Annotated in this window: 24 protein-coding genes; 18 read left to right on the plus strand and 6 right to left on the minus strand. The window is 40.0% G+C overall.

The features are described from left to right. From JJN14_RS01110 to folK, 3 genes are read left to right on the plus strand one after another with little or no spacing between them, the layout of a single operon-like run. Positions 1–1,323: a bifunctional folylpolyglutamate synthase/dihydrofolate synthase gene (locus tag JJN14_RS01110; protein WP_201058688.1), complete on the plus strand. Its 1,323-nt coding sequence runs from the start codon at positions 1–3 to the stop codon at positions 1,321–1,323. Beyond that, positions 1,304–1,858 carry a GTP cyclohydrolase I FolE gene (gene folE / locus JJN14_RS01115; RefSeq protein WP_201058689.1) on the plus strand — a complete coding sequence of 185 codons (555 nt, stop codon included), beginning with the start codon at positions 1,304–1,306 and terminating at the stop codon, positions 1,856–1,858. Before JJN14_RS01110 ends, folE begins: the two co-directional genes overlap by 20 nt. Positions 1,859–1,899: 41 nt before the next feature. After that, positions 1,900–2,712: a 2-amino-4-hydroxy-6-hydroxymethyldihydropteridine diphosphokinase gene (folK, locus tag JJN14_RS01120; RefSeq protein ID WP_201058690.1), complete on the plus strand. Its 813-nt coding sequence runs from the start codon at positions 1,900–1,902 to the stop codon at positions 2,710–2,712. A gap of 8 nt (positions 2,713–2,720) precedes the next feature. On the opposite strand, the gene JJN14_RS10015 is transcribed toward folK, so the two are convergent. Both JJN14_RS10015 and JJN14_RS01130 read right to left on the minus strand, forming a co-directional pair. Then, entirely contained in the window at positions 2,721–2,993 is a 273-nt protein-coding gene (locus JJN14_RS10015) for a hypothetical protein (protein WP_236253699.1), read from the minus strand. A 6-nt stretch (positions 2,994–2,999) separates the two neighbouring features. Next, a complete protein-coding gene (locus JJN14_RS01130; RefSeq protein WP_000886037.1) occupies positions 3,000–3,317 on the minus strand; it encodes a DUF960 domain-containing protein in 318 nt (105 codons plus the stop codon). 238 nt (positions 3,318–3,555) lie between these two features. On the opposite strand from JJN14_RS01130, the gene ccpA reads away from it, so the two are divergent. Continuing rightward, the gene (ccpA, locus tag JJN14_RS01135) at positions 3,556–4,566 is read left to right on the plus strand and encodes a catabolite control protein A (RefSeq protein ID WP_001090627.1); all 1,011 of its coding nucleotides are present in this window, start codon (positions 3,556–3,558) and stop codon (positions 4,564–4,566) included. Between the two features lie 50 nt (positions 4,567–4,616). Here ccpA and JJN14_RS01140 read toward each other — a convergent pair whose 3' ends face one another. After that, entirely contained in the window at positions 4,617–5,579 is a 963-nt protein-coding gene (locus tag JJN14_RS01140) for an asparaginase (RefSeq protein WP_201058691.1), read from the minus strand. Positions 5,580–5,644: 65 nt separating this feature from the next. Here JJN14_RS01140 and JJN14_RS01145 point away from each other — a divergent pair, with 65 nt between their 5' ends. Further along, positions 5,645–7,033: a Cof-type HAD-IIB family hydrolase gene (locus JJN14_RS01145; RefSeq protein WP_201058692.1), complete on the plus strand. Its 1,389-nt coding sequence runs from the start codon at positions 5,645–5,647 to the stop codon at positions 7,031–7,033. Positions 7,034–7,089: 56 nt separating this feature from the next. On the opposite strand, the gene JJN14_RS01150 is transcribed toward JJN14_RS01145, so the two are convergent. Then, complete coding sequence (locus tag JJN14_RS01150; protein WP_004260486.1) at positions 7,090–7,542, minus strand: universal stress protein; 453 nt, start codon at positions 7,540–7,542, stop codon at positions 7,090–7,092. 163 nt (positions 7,543–7,705) lie between these two features. Here JJN14_RS01150 and JJN14_RS01155 point away from each other — a divergent pair, with 163 nt between their 5' ends. From JJN14_RS01155 to JJN14_RS01170, 4 genes are all read left to right on the plus strand, one after another. Beyond that, the gene (locus JJN14_RS01155) at positions 7,706–8,005 is read left to right on the plus strand and encodes a hypothetical protein (protein ID WP_120770873.1); all 300 of its coding nucleotides are present in this window, start codon (positions 7,706–7,708) and stop codon (positions 8,003–8,005) included. 262 nt (positions 8,006–8,267) lie between these two features. Continuing rightward, positions 8,268–9,482 (plus strand): pyridoxal phosphate-dependent aminotransferase, encoded by a 1,215-nt coding sequence (locus JJN14_RS01160; RefSeq protein WP_000666455.1) that lies wholly within the window; start codon positions 8,268–8,270, stop codon positions 9,480–9,482. Positions 9,483–9,626: 144 nt separating this feature from the next. Beyond that, complete coding sequence (rpmH, locus tag JJN14_RS01165) at positions 9,627–9,761, plus strand: 50S ribosomal protein L34 (protein WP_000831905.1); 135 nt, start codon at positions 9,627–9,629, stop codon at positions 9,759–9,761. Positions 9,762–9,898: 137 nt separating this feature from the next. Then, complete coding sequence (locus JJN14_RS01170; protein WP_201058693.1) at positions 9,899–11,863, plus strand: peptide ABC transporter substrate-binding protein; 1,965 nt, start codon at positions 9,899–9,901, stop codon at positions 11,861–11,863. A 334-nt stretch (positions 11,864–12,197) separates the two neighbouring features. Here the strand turns inward: JJN14_RS01170 and JJN14_RS01175 are convergent, their stop codons facing one another. Then, the gene (locus JJN14_RS01175) at positions 12,198–14,042 is read right to left on the minus strand and encodes an APC family permease (protein WP_201058694.1); all 1,845 of its coding nucleotides are present in this window, start codon (positions 14,040–14,042) and stop codon (positions 12,198–12,200) included. 299 nt (positions 14,043–14,341) lie between these two features. Continuing rightward, a complete protein-coding gene (locus JJN14_RS01180) occupies positions 14,342–14,674 on the minus strand; it encodes a helix-turn-helix domain-containing protein (RefSeq protein WP_075232265.1) in 333 nt (110 codons plus the stop codon). A gap of 152 nt (positions 14,675–14,826) precedes the next feature. Between JJN14_RS01180 and JJN14_RS01185 the strand changes: the two genes are divergently transcribed. From JJN14_RS01185 to rnmV, 9 genes are all read left to right on the plus strand, one after another. Then, on the plus strand, positions 14,827–15,780 hold the full coding sequence (locus tag JJN14_RS01185; protein WP_201058695.1) for a hypothetical protein: 954 nt from the start codon (positions 14,827–14,829) through the stop codon (positions 15,778–15,780). 196 nt (positions 15,781–15,976) lie between these two features. Further along, on the plus strand, positions 15,977–16,402 hold the full coding sequence (locus tag JJN14_RS01190) for a sigma-70 family RNA polymerase sigma factor (protein ID WP_075232263.1): 426 nt from the start codon (positions 15,977–15,979) through the stop codon (positions 16,400–16,402). A gap of 139 nt (positions 16,403–16,541) precedes the next feature. Then, the gene (locus JJN14_RS01195) at positions 16,542–16,907 is read left to right on the plus strand and encodes a hypothetical protein (protein WP_075232262.1); all 366 of its coding nucleotides are present in this window, start codon (positions 16,542–16,544) and stop codon (positions 16,905–16,907) included. Positions 16,908–16,918: 11 nt separating this feature from the next. Then, positions 16,919–17,485 carry a hypothetical protein gene (locus JJN14_RS01200; protein WP_061087562.1) on the plus strand — a complete coding sequence of 189 codons (567 nt, stop codon included), beginning with the start codon at positions 16,919–16,921 and terminating at the stop codon, positions 17,483–17,485. A gap of 237 nt (positions 17,486–17,722) precedes the next feature. Further along, on the plus strand, positions 17,723–18,574 hold the full coding sequence (locus JJN14_RS01205) for a rolling circle replication-associated protein (protein ID WP_201058696.1): 852 nt from the start codon (positions 17,723–17,725) through the stop codon (positions 18,572–18,574). 51 nt (positions 18,575–18,625) lie between these two features. Further along, positions 18,626–18,835, plus strand: a complete 210-nt coding sequence (locus JJN14_RS01210; protein ID WP_201058697.1) for a DNA-binding protein — start codon at positions 18,626–18,628, stop codon at positions 18,833–18,835. Positions 18,836–18,897: 62 nt separating this feature from the next. Then, the gene (locus tag JJN14_RS01215) at positions 18,898–20,037 is read left to right on the plus strand and encodes a tyrosine-type recombinase/integrase (RefSeq protein WP_075232260.1); all 1,140 of its coding nucleotides are present in this window, start codon (positions 18,898–18,900) and stop codon (positions 20,035–20,037) included. A gap of 139 nt (positions 20,038–20,176) precedes the next feature. Next, positions 20,177–20,947 carry a TatD family hydrolase gene (locus tag JJN14_RS01220; protein WP_201059121.1) on the plus strand — a complete coding sequence of 257 codons (771 nt, stop codon included), beginning with the start codon at positions 20,177–20,179 and terminating at the stop codon, positions 20,945–20,947. Beyond that, positions 20,947–21,513, plus strand: coding sequence for a ribonuclease M5 (gene rnmV, locus JJN14_RS01225; protein WP_201058698.1), 567 nt, complete (start codon positions 20,947–20,949; stop codon positions 21,511–21,513). Before JJN14_RS01220 ends, rnmV begins: the two co-directional genes overlap by 1 nt. Positions 21,514–21,566: the final 53 nt, after the last annotated feature.

Consider the following 21,566-nt stretch of genomic DNA (forward strand, 5'->3'; position numbering starts at 1 on the left):
ATGAAAGAAATCGAAAACAATCAGTGGATTGCTAACTACCGGACGGACCAACCGCATTTTGGTTTGGAACGAATGGTGGAACTATTAGCTTTGCGTGGCAATCCCCATCTAAAACTCAAGGTCATCCATATCGGAGGGACCAATGGTAAGGGGTCTACCATTGCTTTTTTGAAAAATATGCTAGAAAAGCTAGGGCTGAGAGTTGGGGTGTTCAGCTCGCCCTATCTCATTCATTACACAGACCAGATTAGCATCAATGGAGAATCTATCCCAGAAGCGAGTCTAGAGGCTCTCATGGCAGACTATCAGTCTTTGATTGAGGGGGAATCGGCTGCCAATTTGCAGGGCACAACCGAGTTTGAGATAATTACAGCTATAGCCTATGACTACTTTGCTTCAGAGCAAGTAGATGTGGCTATTATGGAAGTCGGCATGGGTGGACTCTTGGATAGTACCAATGTCTGCCAGCCCATTCTAACAGGCATCACGACCATTGGACTGGATCATGTGGCCCTACTTGGTGACACCTTGGAAGCCATAGCAGAGCAGAAGGCTGGTATTATTAAGCAAGGCATTCCCTCGGTGACAGGCCGCATTGCTCCAGAAGCCTTGGCTGTTATTGACCGCATTGCGGAAGGGAAAGATGCGCCGAGATTTGCCTACGGGACAGATTATCAGGTCAGCCATCAAAAGAGTGTGGTTACAGGCGAAGTCTTTGACTATACAAGTGTTGTCAGACAAGGTTGCTTCCAGACTGGCCTGCTTGGTTTGTACCAAATAGAGAATGCTGGGATGGCTATAGCTTTACTTGATAATTATTGTCAAGAAGATGGTCGAGAGCAAGCAAGCAATCACTTGCTGACTCAAGCCTTGGAAGAAACAAGTTGGCCAGGGCGTTTGGAAATCGTGTCAAGAGAACCCTTGATGATTTTGGATGGAGCCCACAATCCCCATGCTATCAAGGCTTTATTGACAACCTTGCAAGAACGCTTTGCGGATTATCGTAAGGAAATCCTCTTTACTTGTATCAAAACCAAGGCTTTGGAGGATATGTTAGACTTGCTGGGGGCCATGCCAGATACCGAGCTTACTCTGACACATTTTGACGATAGTCGGGCGACTGATGAAAGCGTGCTGAAAGAGGCAGCCAAGTCTAGAAATCTCAGCTACCAAGATTGGCAGGATTTTCTAGAGCAGAAATTGACAGATAAAAAAGAAGAGAAAAAAACAGTTAGGATTGTCACGGGTTCCTTGTATTTCTTGAGCCAAGTGAGATCCTATCTGATGGAGAGGAAAAACGAAAATGGATACACAAAAGATTGAAGCAGCTGTAAAAATGATTATCGAGGCTGTAGGAGAGGACGTTAACCGTGAGGGCTTGCAGGAAACGCCTGCTCGAGTGGCCCGTATGTACCAAGAGATTTTTTCAGGTCTTGGTCAAACAGCGGAGGATCATTTGTCAAAATCCTTTGAGATTATTGACGATAATATGGTGGTAGAAAAAGATATCTTTTTCCACACTATGTGTGAACACCACTTTCTACCATTTTATGGGAGAGCACATATTGCCTACATTCCAGATGGTCGTGTGGCAGGTTTGTCTAAGCTAGCCCGTACGGTTGAAGTTTATTCTAAAAAGCCGCAAATTCAAGAACGTTTGAATATCGAAGTAGCCGATGCCTTGATGGAGTATCTAGGTGCTAAAGGAGCCTTTGTTGTCATTGAGGCGGAGCATATGTGTATGAGCATGCGTGGTGTCAGAAAACCAGGAACTGTCACCTTGACGACAGTAGCTCGTGGTCTATTTGAAACAGATAAGGACCTCCGAGACCAGGCTTATCGTTTAATGGGACTGTAAAAAAATCCGCTTTGGGCGGATTTTTCTAGAAAGGAATCATTATGGATCAACTACAGATTAAGGATTTGGAAATTTTTGCCTATCATGGTCTTTTTCCTAGTGAGAAAGAATTGGGGCAGAAGTTTGTTATTTCCGCAATCCTATCCTATGATATGACCAAGGCGGCGACAGATTTGGATTTAACAGCCTCTGTCCATTACGGAGAATTGTGCCAGCAGTGGATGACTTGGTTTCAGGAAACAACTGAGGACTTGATTGAAACGGTAGCCTACAAACTGGTAGAACGTACCTTTGAGGTCTATCCTCTTGTCCAAGAAATAAAGCTAGAACTGAAAAAACCTTGGGCGCCAGTGCATTTACCACTAGATACTTGCTCGGTAACCATTCATCGTCGCAAGCAACGGGCCTTTATCGCCCTAGGAAGCAATATGGGAGATAAACAAGCAAACTTGAAACAAGCCATTGAGAAGATGCGAGCTCGAGGTATCCATATTCTCAAAGAGTCCAGTGTCTTGACGACGGAGCCTTGGGGTGGTGTGGAGCAGGATAGCTTTGCTAATCAAGTGGTTGAGGTGGAAACCTGGCTACCAGCACCAGTCTTGTTAGAAACCTTGTTAGCCATTGAGTCAGAGATGGGACGGGTGAGAGAGGTACATTGGGGGCCTCGTTTGATTGATTTGGACTTGCTCTTTGTGGAGGACCAGGTCATTTATACAGACGACCTTATTTTGCCTCATCCTTACATAGCGGAACGCCTTTTTGTTCTTGAGTCCTTACAGGAAATTGCGCCTCATTTTATCCATCCGACATTAAAGCAACCGATCCGCAACTTGTATAATGTTTTGAAAAAATAGAAAAAACTCTAGTTTTCAGTCACTTGCAACTGAAGGCTAGAGTTTTTATACTCTTCGAAAATCTCTTCAAACCACGTCAGCGTCGCCTTACCGTATATATGTTTACTGACTTCGTCAGTTTCATCTGCAACCTCAAAACGGTGTTTTGAGCTGACTTCGTCAGCTCTATCTGCAACCTCAAAACCATGTTTTGAGCTGACTTCGTCAGTTCTATCTACAACGTCAAAGCAGTGCTTTGAGCAACCTGCGGCTAGCTTCCTAGTTTGCTCTTTGATTTTCATTGAGTATTAAAATAGGTCATTTTCTTCTGGGAGGAGGATAGTTTCTCTACCATCCATGTCTAAAACCAAGACTCTGGGGGGATAAAGAGGGTCAAAGGGATGGTTAAAATCAAAATCAATGGCTGTAGGGAGGTGTTGACTTGAAAAGTGGAAGGTAATTTTTCCTTGGTTATTGAGCAATTGAAACTCGAGTTCTTCTTCCAATTCAAAGACATTTTTTAAGAAATGGTCGATGATATACCAAAAAGAGTCAATGACATCATCAGGCAAGCTGGTAACAATGCCAAAACTAGCCGACCTCATCTGGGTATTGGTAAAAGCCATATCTCTGCCCCCTTTCTTTTCCCTTATCATACAGCAATTAGGATTAAAAATCAAGAAAAGGTAATTTTTTTCTTTAAAACTTAGGCTTTCTATGAAATTTTTTTCAAACAATCTTCAAAAAATACTTGAAAGTGTTTACAAATAGTGATAGAATGGAATAAGTAGAAACATGAAAACGAAATTTTCATACCGTCTCTTTTTTGGAGTCTCATGAGGTATGATATAGAAAGGAAATGGAATGAATACAGACGATACAGTAACGATTTATGATGTCGCCCGTGAAGCAGGAGTTTCAATGGCGACGGTTAGCCGTGTAGTCAATGGCAATAAGAATGTAAAAGAGAACACCCGTAAAAAAGTGCTTGAGGTGATTGATCGTTTGGATTACCGTCCAAATGCCGTGGCGCGTGGTCTTGCAAGTAAAAAGACAACCACTGTCGGTGTTGTGATTCCCAATATTACCAATGGCTATTTCTCAACGCTTGCTAAAGGGATTGATGATATCGCTGAAATGTACAAGTACAATATTGTCCTTGCTAATAGTGATGAGGACGATGACAAGGAAGTTTCAGTTGTCAATACACTATTTTCTAAGCAAGTGGATGGTATCATCTTTATGGGCTACCACTTGACTGAAAAAATTCGTTCAGAGTTTTCTCGTTCTCGAACACCGGTTGTTCTTGCAGGAACTGTGGATGTAGAACATCAGCTTCCAAGTGTCAATATTGACTACAAACAAGCAACGATTGATGCAGTGACCTACCTTGCTAAAGAAAATGAGCGCATTGCTTTTGTTAGCGGTCCACTAGTGGATGATATCAATGGTAAGGTTCGTTTGGTTGGCTACAAGGAAGCCTTGAAAAAAGCAGGGATTTCTTATAGCGAAGGATTGGTATTTGAGTCTAAATACACTTATGAAGATGGCTATGCCTTGGCAGAACGCTTGATTTCATCAAATGCAACTGCAGCAGTTGTAACAGGTGATGAATTGGCAGCAGGTGTCTTGAACGGTCTTGCTGATAAGGGTGTGTCAGTACCAGAAGAGTTTGAAATCATTACTAGTGATGATTCACAAATCTCACGCTTTACCCGTCCAAACTTGACAACTATTGCCCAACCTCTTTATGACCTTGGTGCTATTAGTATGCGTATGTTGACTAAGATTATGCACAAGGAAGAGTTGGAAGAACGTGAAGTTCTCTTACCTCATGGTTTGACAGAACGTCGCTCAACACGAAAACGTAAATAGAAAAAATCAGGGAATCGTGCAGATTTCCTGATTTTTTTTTGAGGAGAGACTTAGCCTTCCATATAGTCTTTCAAAACCTGTCCTGTTAGTCCGGCATTGAGGGCAATGAGGAGTTTCAAGCGAGCTTTTTGGGCGTTGAGTTCTTTAACAAAGAAGACACCAGATTTTTGCAACTGCACACCCCCACCTTGGTAGGCATAAACAGGTTCCGCTATACCGTTAAAGCATCGTGATACCAGGGCGACTGGGATTCCTTTTTGCAGAAGGCTTTCTAACTTTTCAGCCGTTTCTTTGGGAATATTACCAGCTCCGAAGGCTTGGATAATCAAGCCGTCCAATTGTTCCAAATCCAGCATATCAATCAGCTCATCTGTCATACCGGCATAAGCCGAGATGATAGGAACTAATCCTTGTATGCGATCAAGGTCAAAGCGAACACGAGGTTCAGCTGTTTTAAAGTAGAGGATTTCCCGCTTCGTAATCAGACCAAGTGGCCCATGTGTTGGGGTCTGGAAGGTGCCGACGTTGGTCGTATGCGTTTTAGTAACATACTTGGCAGCATGGATTTCATCGTTCATAACAACCAAAACCCCTTTGTCAGCAGCCCTGTCATCGCTAGCCACCCGTAAAGCACTCAGATAGTTATAAACACCGTCGCTGCCGAGTTCGTTAGAGCTACGCATGGCCCCTGTTAGAACGATAGGCATATGGGGAACTTCCATGGTATCAAGGAAATAGGCTGTTTCCTCTAAAGTATCGGTTCCATGTGTAATCACAACCCCATCGTAGTTATCTGCTTCCTCTTTTATTTTCTTGTAGAGGACTAGCATATGCTTGGGTTTGATATGGGGGCTTGGTAGGTTAAAAAAGTCCAAGGCGTGGACTTGGATTCCTTCAAGTGGGTTGGACACATGGTTCATGGGATTATCTGAACTCGTCACAACAGCGCCAGAAGCATCGGCCTGCATGGAAATAGTTCCACCAGTATGCAAAACAAGGATTTTCTTAGGCATGATTTACTCACTCTTTCTGAAATGTGGTATAATCATTGTATCACAAAAGGGGAGATTGGGACAGGATGGAAGTCAAAGCTGTTTTTTTTGATATCGATGGAACTTTGGTCAACGATCGCAAGAGTGTTTTGAAATCCACTAAGGACGCGATTAAAATCGTCAAAGAGCAAGGGGTACTTGTCGGCGTAGCGACAGGTCGAGGACCTTTTTTTGTTAAGGAATTGATGGACGATTTGGATTTGGACTTTGCGGTAACCTACAATGGCCAGTATATCTTTACTAAAGACAGGGTCTTGTTCACGAGTCCTATTTCCAAGTTACATTTGCGCCAGCTAATTACTTATGCTAAAAAAGAAGGTAAGGAGATTGCCCTAGGGACCAAGGATGCTATGTTAGGTTCCAAAATCATGTCCTTTGGTTTGGGTTCTTTTTCCCAACGAATCAGTCGCTTCGTTCCCTCAGTTTTAACTCGGACAGTGAGTCATTCCTTTAATCGTATGGTCAGCAAGGTTGTTCCCCAAAAGGAAGAAGACCTGCTTCAACTGATGAATCAGCCTATCTACCAAGTTTTGATGCTGATGACGCCAGAAGAATCTGAGAAGGCGGCAGCAGATTTTGAAGATTTGAAATTGACACGTAGCAATCCTTTTGCAGCGGATGTCATCAATCAAGGAAACTCTAAATTGGAAGGCATACGCCGAGTTGGGAAAGAATATGGCTTTGACCTCAACCAAGTCATGGCCTTTGGTGATTCGGATAACGACCTAGAAATGCTGGCTGGTGTCGGTATGTCGGTCGCTATGGGAAATGGTAGTAGCAGTGTCAAGGAAGTTGCTAAGCACATTACCACCAGCAATCAGCAAGACGGAATCCACAAGGCCCTGGAACATTTTGGTGTTCTAGCTTCAGAAAAAGTCTTTGTCAGCCGTGACTATCATTTCAATAAGGTCAAGACCTTCCACCACATGATGGATGAACGAACCCAAGAAGAACCACGAGCTTGGGATTTAGAAGGTGCAACCCACAGGGCTGGCTTTAAAATAGAAGAATTGGTGGAATTTGTTAGAGCTGCCAGTCCTTCTGAAGAGGACTTTGGTCAAGCTCTATCGCAACTTCATCAGGCTCTTGATAAGGCAGCAGAGAAAGTATCCAAGAAGACACCTGCCCAGCAAGATTTGATAGGTCAGGTAGATGCTCTGATTGACACGCTTTATTTTACCTACGGTAGTTTTGTCTTGATGGGGGTGGATCCAGAACGTATTTTTGATATTGTCCATCAGGCCAATATGGGGAAAATTTTCCCAGATGGCAAGGCTCATTTTGATCCAGTGACCCACAAAATCTTAAAGCCAGACGATTGGGAAGAAAAATATGCTCCAGAACCTGCTATTAAAAAGGAACTGCAGCGCCAGCTCAAGGCTTATGAACGCCATAAAGAGAGAAATAAATCGTAAACAAAAAGTAAATAAAAAGTAAATAAAAAGGAGCTAGGTGCTCCTTTTCTTCGTTATTACAAAGTTTTTTCTTGTTCTCTCACAACCAGCAAATCGACCTTAGCATGGCGGAGAATGTATTCAGATGAAGAGCCGACCAAGAGGCGTTCAAAGGCGTTGAGACCAGTTGCACCAACGAGGATGAGGTCCACTTCCTCAGCATCGGGAATAGTACGTGCTAGTAGGGTCTTTGGATTTCCCATTTCAATAACGATGTGAACATTTGCCACACCAGCATCTTTAGCACGTTTTTCGTACTCTTTCATCAGACTTTCAGCGTCAACTTGGAGTTCTTCGTAAACTTCAGCATCAAAGGTGGATACGCTTTGGAGAGCGCGTGTGTCAATGACATGTGCGATGGTAAGTTTAGCGTCGTTTCGTAGAGCAGAATGAACTCCCTTGACAAAAGCCAAGTCCGCTTCTTTAGAACCATCGATTGCGACCATGATATTTTGGTAACGTTGTGCCATAATGAAACCTCCTGAAATTTTCTTACTTTAATTGTAAACCTTTTCACTATAGAAGTAAAGCAAAAAAGTATTTTTCAAAAGAATGTTAGCGTTTAAAATCTATATAAATATATGATAAAATAAAAGAAAGGATAGCAGGAAAGAAGTGAAGGGAGGGAGAATGATGAATCACTCTTTTCAAGAAGCAAAAAAATCAAATTTCCTTTATTATGAAATCATCCTAGTTTCAGTCTTGCTAGAAGTTATCATGGTCTGGCAATTAGAGAAGCTAATTCCGCTTCTCTATCCAGGTTTTGTTGGCTTTTTAGTCTTTCATTTACTCTATCATTTGGTATTATTCCTAGTCGCTAAACGAAGTGGGCGTTGGGATTACTTGATGATATGGGGACTTTTCCTCATGTTCAATCTTCTTTATGACTCCTTTTTAGGCTTGCTTTTTCTAGGTTTATCTTTTGGTATGTGATGTGACTTTCGCAAAATACCTGCTATCTCCCCTGTCTTGGCCTCGCTTTTAGCGAGGTTTTTCTTCTATCTTAATCTAGTAAAACTCAATGAAAATCAAAGAGCAAACTAGGAAACTAGCCGCAGGCTGTACTTGAGTACGGCAAGGCGACGTTGACGTGGTTTGAATTTGATTTTCGAAGAGTATAACACATTTCAGTAAACTTGTCGCATTCTCTTTCTAGTGGTATAATATTACTATCCTGATGAATTGAGGAAACAAGATGAAAGAATATAACAAGTCTAGTAAGTTAGAGCATGTTGCTTATGATATCCGTGGTCCTGTTTTGGAAGAAGCCATGCGGATGCGAGCAAACGGAGAAAAGATTTTACGTCTGAATACAGGAAATCCAGCAGAATTTGGCTTTACAGCGCCAGACGAGGTCATTCATGACTTGATTATGAATGCGCGGGATAGTGAAGGGTATTCTGACTCCAAAGGGATTTTCTCAGCCCGTAAGGCCATTATGCAGTATTGTCAACTGAAGAAATTCCCAAATGTAGATATTGATGATATCTACCTTGGAAATGGTGTCAGTGAGCTGATTGTCATGTCCATGCAGGGGCTTTTGGACAATGGAGATGAAGTCTTAGTGCCTATGCCAGACTATCCTCTCTGGACAGCAGCTGTCAGCCTAGCTGGAGGAAATGCCGTTCACTATATCTGTGATGAAGCTGCAGAATGGTACCCAGATATTGACGATATCAAGTCAAAAATTACTTCCAATACCAAGGCAATCGTCCTTATCAATCCAAATAATCCAACTGGAGCCCTTTATCCTAAAGAACTCTTGCTGGAGATTATTGAGATTGCCCGTCAAAACGATTTGATTATCTTTGCGGATGAAATATACGACCGCATGGTCATGGATGGACATGTGCATACGCCTGTGGCTAGCTTGGCACCAGATGTCTTCTGTGTCAGCATGAATGGTCTATCAAAATCCCACCGTATTGCTGGTTTCCGTGTGGGATGGATGGTCTTGTCTGGACCTAAGACTCATGTCAAGGGCTATATCGAAGGGCTCAATATGCTATCCAATATGCGCCTTTGCTCTAACGTTTTGGCCCAACAAGTCGTACAAACTTCCTTGGGTGGCCACCAATCAGTCGATGAATTGCTTCTTCCTGGTGGACGAATTTACGAGCAAAGAAACTTCATCTACAATGCCATTCAAGATATCCCAGGTTTGTCTGCGGTTAAACCCAAGGCTGGACTCTATATCTTCCCTAAAATCGATCGCAATATGTACCGTATCGATGATGATGAACAGTTTGTCCTTGATTTCTTGAAGCAGGAAAAGGTTCTCTTGGTTCATGGTCGAGGCTTCAACTGGCAGGAACCAGACCACTTCCGTATTGTTTACCTTCCTCGTGTCGATGAACTGGCCCAAATTCAAGAAAAGATGACTCGTTTCTTGAAACAGTATCGTAGATAGGGCTTACATTCGAAAAAGCTGGAAACATTTGCCTTGAGCTATTGACAAAAGTAAAAGAATCAGATAGAATAGTAAAGTATGTTTAGTAACTGATCACTTTATAGCCGGCTAAACGAATACAAAATCTATGAGGAGGTATTCATCGTGAAACGTACTTATCAACCAAGTAAACTTCGTCGTGCGCGCAAACACGGATTCCGTAACCGTATGTCAACTAAAAACGGTCGTCGCGTATTGGCAGCTCGTCGTCGTAAAGGACGCAAAGTTTTGGCTGCATAATCCAAACGAATTCTATCAAAAATCAGTAGGAACTCGAGTCTACTGATTTTTATTTTTGTAAAAAAGTACAAAAAGCTTTATATTTTTGCTCGAATAGTGTATAATATTTCACATACTGTAAAAAATGGAGAATAATCATGAAGAAATCAAAAGTTATGCTTTTTGGAGCTATGGCTTTGACAGCAGGTCTAGCTCTAGCGGCATGTGGGTCTTCCCAATCAAGTAATGCAGACAAGACTTACTCTTATATCTTTGTCAGCAACCCTGATACCTTGGATTATATTACCTCTACACGAGATTCTACATCTAGTATCACAACCAACTTGATTGATGGGTTGTTGGAAAATGACCAGTATGGCAATCTCATCCCCTCTATGGCTGAGTCATGGACAGTGTCAAAAGATGGCTTGACTTACACTTATAAGATCCGTCAGGGAGCTAAATGGTACACTTCTGAAGGAGAAGAGTATGCGGACGTAACAGCTCATGACTTTGTGACTGGTCTCAAGTATGCGGCTGATAAAAAGGCTGAAAACTTGTACTTGGTACAAGACTCTATCAAGGGACTAGCAGACTATGTTGAAGGGAAATCATCTGATTTTGGAACTGTTGGTGTTAAGGCAGTGGATGATTACACTCTACAATACACTCTCAACCAACCTGAGACTTATTGGAACTCTAAAACAACAGCAAGTATCCTTAGTCCTGTAAATGAAGCCTTCTTGAAGTCTCAGGGAGATGACTTTGGAAGTGTGACACCATCAAGTATCTTGTCAAATGGTCCTTACTTATTTAAATCATTCACATCCAAATCTTTGATTGAACTTGACAAAAACCCTAATTACTGGGATAAGGACAATGTTAAAATCGAGAAAGTGAAACTCTCTTTCTTTGACGGTTCTGACCAAGACAGCATTGCCAGAGGTTTCTTGGATGGTAATTATACAGATGGTCGTATCTTCCCAACAAGTTCAGTATTTGCTGAACTCAAGAAGGGCAATGAGGACAAGATTACCTATACACCACAAAACTCAGTTACTTTCTATTATCTTTTCAACGTCAATCGTCAAAGCTACAAGCAGACTATGAAACAGTCTGATAAGGAAAAGACAGATTCACGCGCAGCTATGCAAAATAAAGATTTCCGTCAGGCTATCAACTTTGCCTTTGACCGTCATGCTTATGCAGCACAGACAAATGGTGAAGAAGGAGCAGACCGTATCTTGCGTAATACGGTTACACCAAGTGACTTTGTCCAAGTTGGTGATAAGAACTTCGGTGACATTGTCAATGAGAAAATTGTCAACTACGGTAAAGATTGGGCAAATATCAATCTAAACGATGGTAAGCAAGCCTTCTTGAATCCTGAAAAGGCCAAAGAGAAGTTTGCCAAGGCCAAAGAAAGTCTGCAAGCACAGGGAGTAACTTTCCCAATTCATTTGGATATGCCAGTTGACCAGACTGCTAAATTAGATGTGCAACAGGCCGGCTCTTTCAAACAAACAGTGGAAGAAACCCTTGGTAAGGAGAATGTGGTCATCGATGTTATCCAACTTTCTCCAGATGAAAAAGACCAAGCAACCTACTTTGCAGATACAGCAGAACAAAAAGACTACGATATCGACATCTCAGGATGGGGTGGAGACTACTCAGATCCTAAGACTTACCTAGCGATTCTAGACCCAGAGACAGGTTCTCAGTTGAAAAATATGGGCTTGTCTGAAGGAAAAGACAAGGAAGTCAAGGATAAGATTGGTCTTGCTGACTACAAGAAACTCTTGGATCAGGCTGATGCGGAAATCACAGATACTCAAGCTCGCTATGAAAAATATGCTGAAGCCCAAGCTTGGTTGACAGATAGTGCCCTCTTCCTACCAGTTCAAAGTGGTGGAGCCAACCCAATCTTCCGTAAGAGTGTACCGTTTACAGGTCCATTCTCATTCGTTGGTCATAAAGGAAATGCGGACAACTACAAATATGTTGAATTGCAAAAAGAGCCAGTCACTGCTAAACAGTATCAAGAACTCTATGAAAAATGGCTGAAAGAAAAAGCTGAGTCAAATAAAAAAGCTCAGGAAGATTTAGCTAACCACATTCAATGATATTCCTAGTCATGCTTTTCAGTTAATACTCTTCGAAAATCTCTTCAAACCACGTCAGCGTTGCCTTACCGTATATATATGTTACTGACTTCGTCAGTTCTATCTACAACCTCAAAACAGTGTTTTGAGCTGACTTCGTCAGTTCTATCTACAACCTCAAAACAGTGTTTTGAGCTGACTTCGTCAGTTTCATCTACAACCTCAAAGCAGTGCTTTGAGCAGCCTGCGGCTAGCTTCCTAGTTTGCTCTTTGATTTTCATTGAGTATAGGCATAGTGACTGGTTTCAGAAAAAGGCCTTATCAGACGCTTCTCGCTTCTGGTAGGGCCTTTTCTTTATTCTTTTAAGTGATAGGAGTAGCTAGCGACAACGACGTCCTGGTGCCAACGGAGGGCGTATTTTAGTTTGAGGCTCATCTGATTGTGCAGGATATTTTGCCAAGGTTTATTAGGGATAAACTGGGGTACCAGAACGGTGACTGTATAGTTCTTTTTCTGGGCTTCCTCGGATATCCGTTTGACATACTTGACAGTAGGCGTAATGATGTCACGGTAGCTGGTCTTGATGTTTTTCAGAGTAATAGTGGGGAAGTAATCGGCAAATTCTTGGAGAATTTCTTGGTCTTTCTCTGCTGTTTCCTTAGTAGAAATGTGCATTGCTAAGACTTCATCTCCGATACTTTGAGCGTAGTTAATAGCTCCAACGCTTACACGGGTGACATTTCCTACGAGGACGAGAACCAGATTGCCATCGTAGGTACGTTTTTCGATTCCTTCATAGAGACGCAGTTGTTGGGCCACTTTTTGGTAATGACTGTGAATGGCCAAGAAGAGTAGGGTGAGTACGAGAATAATCGGGAAGAAAGGCCAGATATCACTGAGACGGAAAAAGAGCAAGATTAGTACAATCGCGTAGCAAATGATTGCCCCAATGATATTAGCAAGAGCAGGTTTTAAGAAATTTGCTCCTTTTTCCTTTTTCCAATGACGAATCATCCCAGTCTGAGATAGGGCGAAGGGAACGAAGACTCCGATAGTATAAAGAGGAATCAAGCGTTCTGTATTGCCATTAAAAATGAGAAGAAGAATCATAGCTCCAAAAGCCAGAGTTAAAATTCCATTGGAGTAGCCTAGGCGGTCTCCTTTTTCCATAAAGAGATGGGGCATGTATTTGTTTTTAGCCATATTGTAAGCTAGCATAGGGAAGGCCGAAAAGCCAGTATTTGCAGCTACGGCTAAAATCAAGGCTGTGGAGAATTGGAAGATATAATAGCCAAGGTGACCTAAGAAGGAATTACCAAGGATGCCTTGAGCCATCTGTGAAAGAATAGTTTCTCCGTGTTGAGGCAGAATCCCCATCCAGTAGTTTAGGAAGGTAATGCCTGCAAAAAGAAAACCTAAAATCAGTGACATAATGGTCAAGGTTTGAGCGGCATTCTTTTCTTTTGGAGCCTTGAAAAAGGGAACGGCATTTGAAATAGCTTCAACCCCTGTCAGAGAGGCAGAGCCACTGGTAAAGGCTCTTAGAATGAGAACGATAGACAGGCTCGGAACAGCATGCCCAATAGGTGAAGTTGCCTGATAGCTGAGAGACCCTGTCATTAGTTGAAAGATTCCGTAGAGCAAGAGAAAGATAGTACTGATGATAAAGAGATAGACAGGAATCATCAGTGAACTTGCAGATTCTTTTAAGCCCCGTAAATTCAAGAGCATAAGCAAGCAAACTAGAAAAATGGAGATGTGAAGGTTGTAAGGGTGGAGAGCAGGGAGAGCTGCTGTGATAGCGTCCGCTCCAGATGAAACAGATACCGCTACGGTCAGCATGTAGTCAACTAGCAGACTACCTCCAGCGATTAAGCCAAGTTCGGGAGATAGATTTTCTCGAGTAACCATATAGGCCCCTCCTCCTTGAGGGTAGGCATGGATGATTTGACGGTAGGAGACGGTCAGGCTAGCTAGGAGCAGGAGGACAAAGAGGCCGATAGGAAGACTCCACCATATCGCAAGAGGAGAGAGACTAGCCAAGACGAGGACTACTTGCTCAGGCCCATAGGCAATGGAAGATAGAGCGTCGCTTGATAACATGGCTAGTGCCTGCATTTTTCCCAGTAGTCCCCCTTCGCCTTCGGTTAAGGACTTAAGAGGACGACCGATAAAGGTCTGTTTTAATTTTGTAAACATGGTATTTTCCTTTACTGAAAATTTCAATAAGTGCTATTATACTGCTTTGAAAAAATTGCGTCAAGAGACGACAATAGATTTTAGAATATTTTTTACAGATGAGGAGATAGGGCGGTTTTTTGGTATAATAGAAGATAGAAAACGAGGTTAGAAGAGATGATTTTTGATACACATATCTAGAGTGTTTGGAGTACAGTTTAAGGACTCTTGACATTATTAAGGTATAAATTAACCATAGAACTAACCAAAGGAAAGTTAAAGTAGCATACAAAAAGAGGAATTCATTCAGAGTTCCTCTTTTAATCTATATTTTTAACAATTTCATTGAACAAAGAAATGATTTTTAATTTTTTTGTGTGTGGTAAATCTGAGATGTTTTCAGTCAATGTAGTGATAGGGATGGAATTATCTGAAAGTGGGAAATTAAAGAAGTCTTCTACGGTCATGCCTAAAGCTGTAAGAACCTTTTCAAGTGTGTGTATTTTAAAATCGTATTTCATATTCTCGATGTTTTGTATTGCTTTAACACCTAGTCCGGCTTTATTGGATAATTGTTCTTGACTAAGATTCTGTTCTTTTCTACATTCTCTTATACGCTCTGCTATGTATTTTTGTAATTGATTAGCTTCCATCCGTAATTTCCTCTTTTGTACTATTCTACTATCCTTTATATGATTTTTTAAGTACAATTAACTGTCTAAAATATCAATAAAGTATAGCGTACCGTACTATTTTGTGTTAAAATAGATAAAAAACAATACAAAAATCAAGGAGAATAAGATATATGAGAAAGCAGAAAAACGAAGAAGGTAAAAAGGATAATAAGAATGGCAAGAAAACTAAAAAATTTAGTTTAGTGAGAGTCATATTACTTACGATTGTTATATTGGGAATCTTTGCCGCTGCAGGTATAACTATATCTAATTATTTTTCCGAAAATTCATCAAGTGATAATTTGTTTGATAAGAAGTGGGGTTCAGTAGGACTTAAAACTAGTGTTTGGGAATTTTCAGGTTCAGAAAAATTAAAAATTGACTATATGCTAAAAAATAATGAAGTATTTAATTATGATGTAACTATTCATGATTCATATTCTGATTTTAAAAATATCACAAAAACTAAACTTTCGGAAGAAGATATCGTCAAATCATTTAAGGAAAATTTCGAGATATTAAAAAATAGTGAAATCAAAAAAGAAGATTTGAAGTTCATTTCATTACTTGATAATAAAGACCAAGAACGTTACGGAAGAATCCTGTATAAGATAGATCAACATAAGATGGTATATCTTGATATAATTGGTGAGAATACATCTGTACCATATGAGTTAGTACCATTAGTAAACATAAAAATTAGCGGAACTTATCGTGTTACGAAGGTTTATGGAACTAAAAGTTCTGTGGAAGAAGATCAAAAAAATATAGATAGATTACCTAATATTAAGTTTTCAAGTGATAGAATTATTGTAGGAGATAAGGTGATTTATTTAACTTCATATGAGTCATTTACTAATACTGTTAAGGATTTGAAAACAAAAGAACAAATTATCACAATCATGGAAAGTAGAGGATATAAGATAAAGGATACAGAAAAAATATATGTTGATTTAGATAGAGTGCAATTCTATATCCCGGTTGAAAATGGTAAGAAAGTATTCATAGGATTTTTGAAGAATGATACCTCAAATAAAGAAAATAACGCAGTAATGGAACTAGAAAAAGTAGAACTAAAAGAATAATTGAATAAAAAAGACAAATAGCATATAGATTTGGCTCTAAAAAATGCATAGCAGTTATACGATTTTGTATAACTGCTATTTTTTTATACATCTGACTGTTTCTATCTAAAATGACTACTAAGTTTTTTTCCACTGGCGATAGCGTGAAGAGACAAACTCTGTATAGTTGGTAAACCCTAGCAGGAGGTACCAACATATGGTAGATTTAAAAAAAGTAGAACAACGTAGAGAAGAAGCGATTCAAAGAGCTGTACTTACTGACGATTGGAAAAAGGTAGATAACTTATTAAACCAGTCTTATGAGAATTTATGTAGAAAAGATAGATCTTATGGTCTGTGTAGTTTAGACAGTAGTTCAATTGATAAAGGCTCTTTATTAGATACGATAGCAGATGATAGTGATGCATTATCTCTCTTAATTAAAAAAGAAGAAATTGCTATTATAAACGATGCTATTGAGAGATTGTTGAGTGATAGAGACAAAAAAATCTTGTTTGGAGTTGTTTTTGAGAATAAATCATTCTTGCATCTTGCAAAGGAAGTTAGACTTACTGACAAAACTGTAAAAAGACACTATGAGCGTATTGTAGAGATTCTACGAAAAGAATTAAAAAATTTATAATCTCCTCCGAATTCTATTGAAATTTCTCCTAATAGATAAGGAGGTGTAAGTTTAAACGTTGTTATCTGTAATCGTCACAGTGTTTATTTGCTTAAAAGTAGACGATTTACTTTTAAGTTTAGAAAGAAGGTATTGAATTATGGGACTTAAGAACTTAACTTATTTTACAGAGTTTAATACGTCACTTTTCCTTTCTCGCAAAGAACTACGTTTTGTGTCCGCAACAAGGTGGATAGAAAAAAGTGAAACTGGTTCGGAAACGGAGAAAGGTGTAAAAGTTTGCGTGCTGATCTTTGCGGATGAAAGTGACTATCCCAACGAAAAAAATAATACTGGGGAGCAGCTCACTGTAAAAGTTCCATTTGCATCTATGAAGGATTATGATACGTTTCAACCAATGCTGACATCTGTAGAAATTGTAGACATTGAGAAAGCAATTGTATACGGAGAATATCGTAACCAACTTAGTTTGACTGCAAAAGTCATTGAAGTTGTCGCACTTTAAAGGAGGCAAATATGCCATCGATTATCGAAGAATTACCTATGAAGATTTTTGAAGGTGCTAAGGAAGTTTATCATCTTTTTAGTAGAAAACTTGAGGAGTACCAGATGAAAGTCCAGATAGAAGAAAATCAAAAAAACTGGAATAGATTTCTAGCTTCTACGCAAAATGTATTGGTAGAATTAGTGAAAGAAAATATTCAGGAAAATCAGTTTGCATATAAGCTATCTCCGATTTATGAGGAGCAGGAAGTTGATCAAGCTGATGGGAGTAAGTCAATTCAGAGAGTGCATGTAGCAGATGAAAGAGTTCCTTTATGTGCAATTGATAACCATGGGATTCGAGAATTTGAAGCTAGGTGTGTAGTTTTCCGGTTTCAAGTTTTTGGAGAGCTACCCCCAGAAGTTCTATTACGAATACAGGATACTTGGATTTTTTATTTGCACAAATATGCTCTTCATGGTCTCGCTGATCTATATGTAAAGCATGGGTTACGCTATCTAGTATTCATCATATGTAATGAATCAGATAAACGAACGATTAAAGGGGCGTTGTTCAAGTTGAAACATCCGTGGTCTTAGATGGTTAAATTCTTTATGCCGTGAAAGTTTATTGGCTATAGGTTAAGATAGATTAGACTGGTTGGGGCGGTGCGGTCGAACTTTGTTCGCCGCGCCGACACAATCAGTTTTATAATCTTAGGGTCCCTATTGTCAATAAATCATGGAATAAATCTGAATTTAATCATCGATAGTACGACGCCTTAACTTGATAAGCGTCACACAAAAGCGCAAAGCATATTTTTATAGGTATAGAGTATGAAGCAAATAGAACTTAGTAAAATTGTGAAAAGTTACGTTTATGGTAATACGATCGAAATGACAACCGCGAACGGTCAACAAGAGCAAGTTATAAAAGTTATTGAAGGGAAACGCTATGTAAACTTGGAAACAGGCGAAATACATAACATGGATACTTCTAGTAGTACACGACTCGATAATTTGAAGTCTACTAAACAGACTATGAAAAAACTACGTCGTCTAGTAGCTCATAATTTTACGGGAGGTATCAACCAGTTATGGATAACGTTGACTTATCGAGACCATATTACCGAGCCAGCAATTGTTTACATGGATTTCAAAGCGTTCATTCGTCGCATTCGTAATCAGTTTGGAAAGGTTGATTACATTACGGTCATTGAACCACAAGCTAGTGGAAGGTGGCATTTACATGTGTTATTAAAGAATGATTCAGAGCTAACAATTCCTAACAATGACCTTGCTAATATGTGGGGTCAAGGTTTTACCAAGACCAAAAGGTTAAGGATAGCTGACAGGGTTGGGAATTATTTGATTGCTTATTTATCTAATTTGCAGATAGGTGATGAGGATTCACAAAACAAATCCATTGTAAAAGGAGCTCGTTTATACATGTATCCAAAAGGAATTCGAATTTATCGTACAAGCAGAGGAATTGAAAAGCCTTTGGAAATTACAACAACAAAGGGTGAGCTTATGGAAACTTATAAAATTAACAGTCCTCCGACATTTTCACGTACCACAAAACATGAAACTCCTCATGGTGTAAAAGAATATACTACGGAGTTTTACGATAATATAAAAAGCCTGTCAGATACTTTTAGCGGAGCAACTGACAAGCTAAGTAGGTAATAAAAGAAAATGCCTTTTACCATCCCTATTATATCAAAATAGGAGAATTTTATGGAAAATATATATAAAAGCAAGAGAGGGATTACGGAATTATTTGATGTTCCGTTAAAAACCTTAAACAATGATCTAACAGAAATGCGGAGAAATGAAAAATTCCAAGGATACATTTTAAAGCCTTCTCATAAGAGGGTCTATATTGATGTTGATGGCTATAAGGAATTTTTGCAGTATAAACAAAAGAAATATGAGGAAGCTATGTAGTTGTGTTATAATTAAGCTATGCTACATAGCTTTCCTTTGCTTTAAAAGTACAAGGAGGAGAAATGTTTTTTAAAGAATTGGATAATGGGAAATACCGTTATTATGAAAAATTCTATCATGAACGAGAGGGAAAGTGGAAGCAAGTCTCTGTGACTCTAAAATCAAAATCTAGAGTTTCTCAAGCAGAAGCAAAACGTCGTTTAGCGCTAAAAATCGAAAAACTTCTAACCGCCCCTACAAAAGAGGAAGTTGAAAAGAAACAGCTAGAAGAAATGATTTTTAGTCAACTATTGGAAGAATGGAAAACGATTCGTTCCAGTGAGATAAAATCTTCTAGTTATAGAAGTGAGATGAAAAGTTTAGAGCTTTTCATGGGAGCAGTAGGAAATTTGAGAATATCAGATTACACCACTCAGCTAGTTCAAACATATCTAATGAATTTGAATGTTCAAAATTCAACAAGAAAAAATCGAAAAATATACTTGAATGCTATCTTTGATTATGCTGTAAAGGTCGGATATATTTCTGACTCACCAGTTAAAGGGGTGGTAATTCCGAAGCAGAAAGCGGACTATGAGAAGTTGCAAAAAGCAAAGGATAATTTCATTAGTAGAGAGGAACTAGGACAGGTTTTATCGTATTGTGAAAGTCACAATAAAGATAAGCGTTATGCTTTGGCAATGGAATTTATCTTTTTAACTGGTCTTCGTTTTGCAGAGTTTATAGGGGTTCGCTATCAAGATGTAAACTTCAAAGCGAATCTTTTAACAATTGATCATACAATAGATTATGTTGCTCATGGATATGATGAGAGAATCTTACAGACAACGAAAACAGTAGGTTCTGTCAGGACGATAGTACTAAGTGAACGTTGCTTGGATATTATCGAGTACTTTCGTAGTAACTGTTTTGATGAGGAGTTCATCTTTGTGACTGAGCAAGGTAACATTATGAGACAGCCTTTGTTATATAGATTTATCAAAAGTATTTGTGAAGTAGTGTTGGGTGGGCACAGATCCTATAATATTCACATGCTTAGACATTCGCATATTAGTTTATTGGCTGAACTAGGGATACCCATAAAGGCTATTATGGAGCGAGTTGGACATAGAGATGAATCTATCACTTTAAGGATCTATAGTCATGTAACAAAAAATATACAAGATGAATTGAGAGAGAAACTTAATCAAATTCATCTGTAGATGCTAACCATAGAACTAACCAAGTACTAACCAAAGTGAATAGAAACTAGGGGAAATATAGGGAAGTATAGAAGAGAGAAAGTCTTTTCATTTGGTAGTTAAGGAACATTGAGGAAAGAGAAGGAAATATAGTTTGGATATTTTTGATACACATACACACTTGAATGTAGAAGAATTTGCAGGTCGTGAGGCAGAAGAAATTGCCTTGGCTGCTGAGATGGGTGTGACACAGATGAATATTGTTGGTTTTGATAAACCGACAATTGAGCGTGCTCTAGAGTTGGTGGATGAGTATGACCGGCTCTATGCGACTATCGGTTGGCATCCGACAGAAGCAGGGACATACACGGAGGAGATTGAAGCCTACTTGCTTGATAAGCTCAAGCATCCCAAGGTTGTTGCTTTAGGTGAAATTGGATTGGACTACCATTGGATGACAGCACCGAAAGAGGTGCAGGAGCAGGTTTTTCGTCGTCAGATTCAGTTATCTAAGGATTTGGATTTGCCTTTTGTGGTCCATACCCGTGATGCGCTGGAAGATACCTATGAGATTATTAAGAGCGAGGTCGTTGGTCCTCGTGGTGGTATCATGCATTCTTTCTCAGGGACTCTTGAATGGGCAGAGAAGTTTGCCGAGCTTGGTATGACTATTTCCTTCTCAGGAGTGGTGACTTTTAAGAAAGCAACCGATATCCAAGAGGCGGCTAGAGAACTTCCTTTGGACAAGATTTTGGTGGAGACGGATGCTCCCTACTTGGCTCCTGTTCCTAAACGTGGTCGCGAAAACAAAACAGCCTATACTCGCTATGTAGTGGACTTTATTGCAGACTTGCGTGGCATGACGACCGAGGAGTTATCGGCAGCAACGACTGCAAATGCAGAACGAATTTTGGGATTGGACAGCAAGTAATGAAAGAAAAAATTTCTCAAGTTATCGTGGTCGAAGGGCGCGATGATACGGCCAATCTCAAACGCTATTTCGATGTAGAGACCTATGAGACACGAGGTTCTGCCATCAATGAGCAGGATCTAGAGCGGATTCAGCGCTTGCACCAACGTCATGGAGTCATTGTCTTTACAGACCCAGATTTTAATGGGGAGCGGATTCGCCGCATGATTATGACGGCCATCCCAACAGTTCAGCATGCCTTCCTCAAACGAGATGAAGCTGTTCCCAAGTCCAAAACCAAGGGACGGTCTCTGGGAATTGAGCATGCCAGCTATGAAGACCTGAAAACGGCTCTCGCTCAGGTGACAGAACAATTTGAACATGAGAGTCAGTTTGACATCAGTCGTAGCGACTTGATCCGCCTTGGTTTTCTAGCCGGAGTAGATAGCCGTAAGCGAAGAGAATATCTAGGAGAAGCTCTCCGAATTGGCTATTCCAACGGCAAGCAACTCCTCAAACGCCTAGAGTTGTTTGGGGTCACCTTGGCAGAAGTGGAAGAAGCTATGAAATCTTATGAGAACAGCTAAGCAGACCCCAAAATACAAGGGGAATGTGTTACAATAGTAGTAACAGATAATAG

This window comes from Streptococcus mitis, assembly GCF_016658865.1.
Classification (GTDB): domain Bacteria; phylum Bacillota; class Bacilli; order Lactobacillales; family Streptococcaceae; genus Streptococcus; species Streptococcus mitis_BT.

What these genes read in the sequence shown, in the direction of transcription:
- JJN14_RS01110 (WP_201058688.1), top strand. Translation starts at nt 1, where the DNA reads ATGAAAGAAATCGAAAACAATCAGTGGATTGCTAACTACCGGACGGAC.
- folE (WP_201058689.1), top strand. Translation starts at nt 1,304, where the DNA reads ATGGATACACAAAAGATTGAAGCAGCTGTAAAAATGATTATCGAGGCT.
- folK (WP_201058690.1), top strand. Translation starts at nt 1,900, where the DNA reads ATGGATCAACTACAGATTAAGGATTTGGAAATTTTTGCCTATCATGGT.
- JJN14_RS10015 (WP_236253699.1), bottom strand. Translation starts at nt 2,993, where the DNA reads ATGAAAATCAAAGAGCAAACTAGGAAGCTAGCCGCAGGTTGCTCAAAG.
- JJN14_RS01130 (WP_000886037.1), bottom strand. Translation starts at nt 3,317, where the DNA reads ATGGCTTTTACCAATACCCAGATGAGGTCGGCTAGTTTTGGCATTGTT.
- ccpA (WP_001090627.1), top strand. Translation starts at nt 3,556, where the DNA reads ATGAATACAGACGATACAGTAACGATTTATGATGTCGCCCGTGAAGCA.
- JJN14_RS01140 (WP_201058691.1), bottom strand. Translation starts at nt 5,579, where the DNA reads ATGCCTAAGAAAATCCTTGTTTTGCATACTGGTGGAACTATTTCCATG.
- JJN14_RS01145 (WP_201058692.1), top strand. Translation starts at nt 5,645, where the DNA reads ATGGAAGTCAAAGCTGTTTTTTTTGATATCGATGGAACTTTGGTCAAC.
- JJN14_RS01150 (WP_004260486.1), bottom strand. Translation starts at nt 7,542, where the DNA reads ATGGCACAACGTTACCAAAATATCATGGTCGCAATCGATGGTTCTAAA.
- JJN14_RS01155 (WP_120770873.1), top strand. Translation starts at nt 7,706, where the DNA reads ATGAATCACTCTTTTCAAGAAGCAAAAAAATCAAATTTCCTTTATTAT.
- JJN14_RS01160 (WP_000666455.1), top strand. Translation starts at nt 8,268, where the DNA reads ATGAAAGAATATAACAAGTCTAGTAAGTTAGAGCATGTTGCTTATGAT.
- JJN14_RS01170 (WP_201058693.1), top strand. Translation starts at nt 9,899, where the DNA reads ATGAAGAAATCAAAAGTTATGCTTTTTGGAGCTATGGCTTTGACAGCA.
- JJN14_RS01175 (WP_201058694.1), bottom strand. Translation starts at nt 14,042, where the DNA reads ATGTTTACAAAATTAAAACAGACCTTTATCGGTCGTCCTCTTAAGTCC.
- JJN14_RS01180 (WP_075232265.1), bottom strand. Translation starts at nt 14,674, where the DNA reads ATGGAAGCTAATCAATTACAAAAATACATAGCAGAGCGTATAAGAGAA.
- JJN14_RS01185 (WP_201058695.1), top strand. Translation starts at nt 14,827, where the DNA reads ATGAGAAAGCAGAAAAACGAAGAAGGTAAAAAGGATAATAAGAATGGC.
- JJN14_RS01190 (WP_075232263.1), top strand. Translation starts at nt 15,977, where the DNA reads ATGGTAGATTTAAAAAAAGTAGAACAACGTAGAGAAGAAGCGATTCAA.
- JJN14_RS01195 (WP_075232262.1), top strand. Translation starts at nt 16,542, where the DNA reads ATGGGACTTAAGAACTTAACTTATTTTACAGAGTTTAATACGTCACTT.
- JJN14_RS01200 (WP_061087562.1), top strand. Translation starts at nt 16,919, where the DNA reads ATGCCATCGATTATCGAAGAATTACCTATGAAGATTTTTGAAGGTGCT.
- JJN14_RS01205 (WP_201058696.1), top strand. Translation starts at nt 17,723, where the DNA reads ATGAAGCAAATAGAACTTAGTAAAATTGTGAAAAGTTACGTTTATGGT.
- JJN14_RS01210 (WP_201058697.1), top strand. Translation starts at nt 18,626, where the DNA reads ATGGAAAATATATATAAAAGCAAGAGAGGGATTACGGAATTATTTGAT.
- JJN14_RS01215 (WP_075232260.1), top strand. Translation starts at nt 18,898, where the DNA reads ATGTTTTTTAAAGAATTGGATAATGGGAAATACCGTTATTATGAAAAA.
- rnmV (WP_201058698.1), top strand. Translation starts at nt 20,947, where the DNA reads ATGAAAGAAAAAATTTCTCAAGTTATCGTGGTCGAAGGGCGCGATGAT.